Here is a 2417-nt window from a genome sequence, read left to right as displayed (position 1 = left end):
TTTGATTTGCCAAGATTGATTAAGAGGATTTGCGCTCTTTCGCCTCAATTTATTTTGTGTAGTTATAACTTTGACAATACAAGTGGGGTGGATAATGAAATTTGGGTTAAGAATCGCCTGAAACAAGGGGAATTATTTGATTTATTTTTGCAGAATCATTATTGTTTAAATACCTACAAAACACATAAAAGAAGCTTACCAACCGGTTATTTTTTGTTTTACAAGAAAGAATTAATGGGATTGTGAGTGTTATCAAAGCAATCCAAACAAAAGAATCTCTCAAAGATGAAAGATTCAAATATTTTTTACTTTTTTTATTTAAAAAATATTTAACTATTTAAAATAATTTACATTTTTCAATTTATTTATTAATTTTTTGCGTATTTTGCTACTTTTTGTAATATAATTACGCGTTAATTTATTTTGAAAGGTAGGAATATGGAATTTTTGATGTCCTTAAGTGAAGGAACGCAGTTCGCGATTCAGCTGATTGTTGTTCTTATTTGTTTGTTTTATGGTGCGAAAAAGGGTGGAATCGCACTTGGACTCTTAGGGGGTGTGGGGCTTTTGGTTTTGGCTTTTGGTTTTGGCGTTCAGCCCGGCAAACCCGCAGTTTCTGTTATGCTTACGATTTTAGCGGTGGTTGTAGCAAGTGCGACTTTACAAGCAAGTGGGGGACTTGATGTAATGCTACAAATTGCAGAAAGAATCCTAAGGAGAAATCCAAGATTCCTAACGATATTAGCTCCTTTTGTAACCTGTTTTTTGACAATCCTTTGCGGAACAGGACATGTAGTTTATACAATGATGCCAATTATTTATGATATTGCAATCAAAAATGGAATCCGCCCAGAGCGTCCAATGGCGGCTTCTTCCATCTCTTCTCAAATGGGAATTATCGCAAGCCCGGTTTCTGTGGCAGTTGTATCTTTAACTGCGTTTTTACTCAATGCTCAAACCCATTTAGCAGGGTTTGATGGTTATGTGGATTTGCTTAAAATCACGATTCCAGCGACTTTATGTGGCGTTTTAGTCGTAGGGATTTTTTCTTGGTTTAGAGGCAAAGACTTGGATAAAGACGAAGAATTTCAAGAAAAACTCAAAGACGAAGAGTTCAAAAAGTATGTTTATGGGGATTCTAAAACCTTGCTCGGCGTTAAGCTTCCCGGTGTCCAATGGGCAGCGATGTGGATTTTTTTGGGTGCAATCGCGATTGTTGCGATTTTGGGTGCATTTCCAGAGCTTCGCCCGCATTTCACAATCAAAGGCGCAAGCAAGCCAATGAGTATGGTAGATACGATTCAAATGTTTATGCTTCTTGCAGGTTCTGCTCTGCTTATTTTTACCAAAGTAGATGCAGGCAAAATTGGCAAAAATGAAATTTTCCGCTCCGGTATGATTGCACTTGTTGCAGTGTTTGGAATCTCTTGGATGGCAGATACAATGTTTGCAGTGCATACGCCAATGATGAAAACTGCTCTAGGAAGCGTGGTGCAAGATTATCCTTGGACTTACGCAATTATGCTTTTACTTATTTCAAAATTTGTTAATTCACAAGCTGCAGCAATCGCCGCATTCGTGCCTTTGGCATTAGGAATTGGAGTGCATCCTGCCATCATCGTAGCTTTTGCTCCTGCGTGCTATGGATATTATATTCTACCAACCTATCCAAGCGACTTGGCAACGATTCAGTTTGACCGCTCAGGCACAACGCATATTGGAAGATTCGTTATCAACCATAGCTTTATTTTGCCCGGACTTATCGGGGTGTTTAGCTCTTGTGTGTTTGGTTATATCTTTGCAATGTTTGCAGGATATTTAGGCTAGTTTTAGTGGCAATTTTAGCGAGATTCTGTGCTATGGAATCTCGCAAAGACTTTTAAATTCACTACGAATTGCAGAGGCAATTTCATTATAACAAATCAACCTGCAAACAAGGCGGGGATTCTAAATTCTAACTATTTAAAGCATTTTTTACATTTGGTGCAGTAAAATCACTAGCGTTTAAATTACAAGGAGGAAATGATGAGAGAAGTGCAATACGAAGACATTAAAGCAGCGGTTGCAAAGCTTGCGATTGACGCGTGCTGTATTCAGACGCCAGACATCAAGACAGCGTTTGCAGGTGCGAAAAAAACCGAACAATCTACTTTGGGACAAAATATCCTAGACACATTGATTGAAAATGGTAAAATCGCAGAAACAAATATGATGCCTATTTGTCAAGATACAGGTATGACGGTGGTGTTCGTAGAAATCGGGCAAGAGGTGCATATCGTGGGCGGTTACATTGAAGATGCGATTAATGAGGGGATTAAAAAGGGCTATACAGAGGGCTATTTGCGTAAATCTGTCGTAGAAGAGCCACTCTATGAGCGCAAAAACACGACAAACAATTCTCCCGCGGTGATTCATAC

The 2417-nt window shown here is 38.7% G+C and carries 3 protein-coding genes; all 3 read left to right on the top strand.

Translation table 11 applies throughout. From position 1 onward, the window contains the following. Positions 1-246 (top strand): hypothetical protein (locus Q1553_RS03505; RefSeq protein ID WP_300842758.1); only part of this gene is annotated, 246 nt, incomplete at its 5' end. Positions 247-438: 192 nt separating this feature from the next. Beyond that, on the top strand, positions 439-1827 hold the full coding sequence (locus Q1553_RS03500; RefSeq protein ID WP_115551792.1) for an anaerobic C4-dicarboxylate transporter: 1389 nt from the start codon (positions 439-441) through the stop codon (positions 1825-1827). 198 nt (positions 1828-2025) lie between these two features. Beyond that, positions 2026-2417 (top strand): fumarate hydratase (locus Q1553_RS03495; protein ID WP_300842757.1); only part of this gene is annotated, 392 nt, incomplete at its 3' end.

The organism is Helicobacter sp. UBA3407, from assembly GCF_949747025.1.
Lineage (GTDB): Bacteria > Campylobacterota > Campylobacteria > Campylobacterales > Helicobacteraceae > Helicobacter_D > Helicobacter_D ganmani.
Note: the sequence above shows the minus strand (reverse complement) of the source record. Positions and strands in the feature narration are given on the sequence as shown.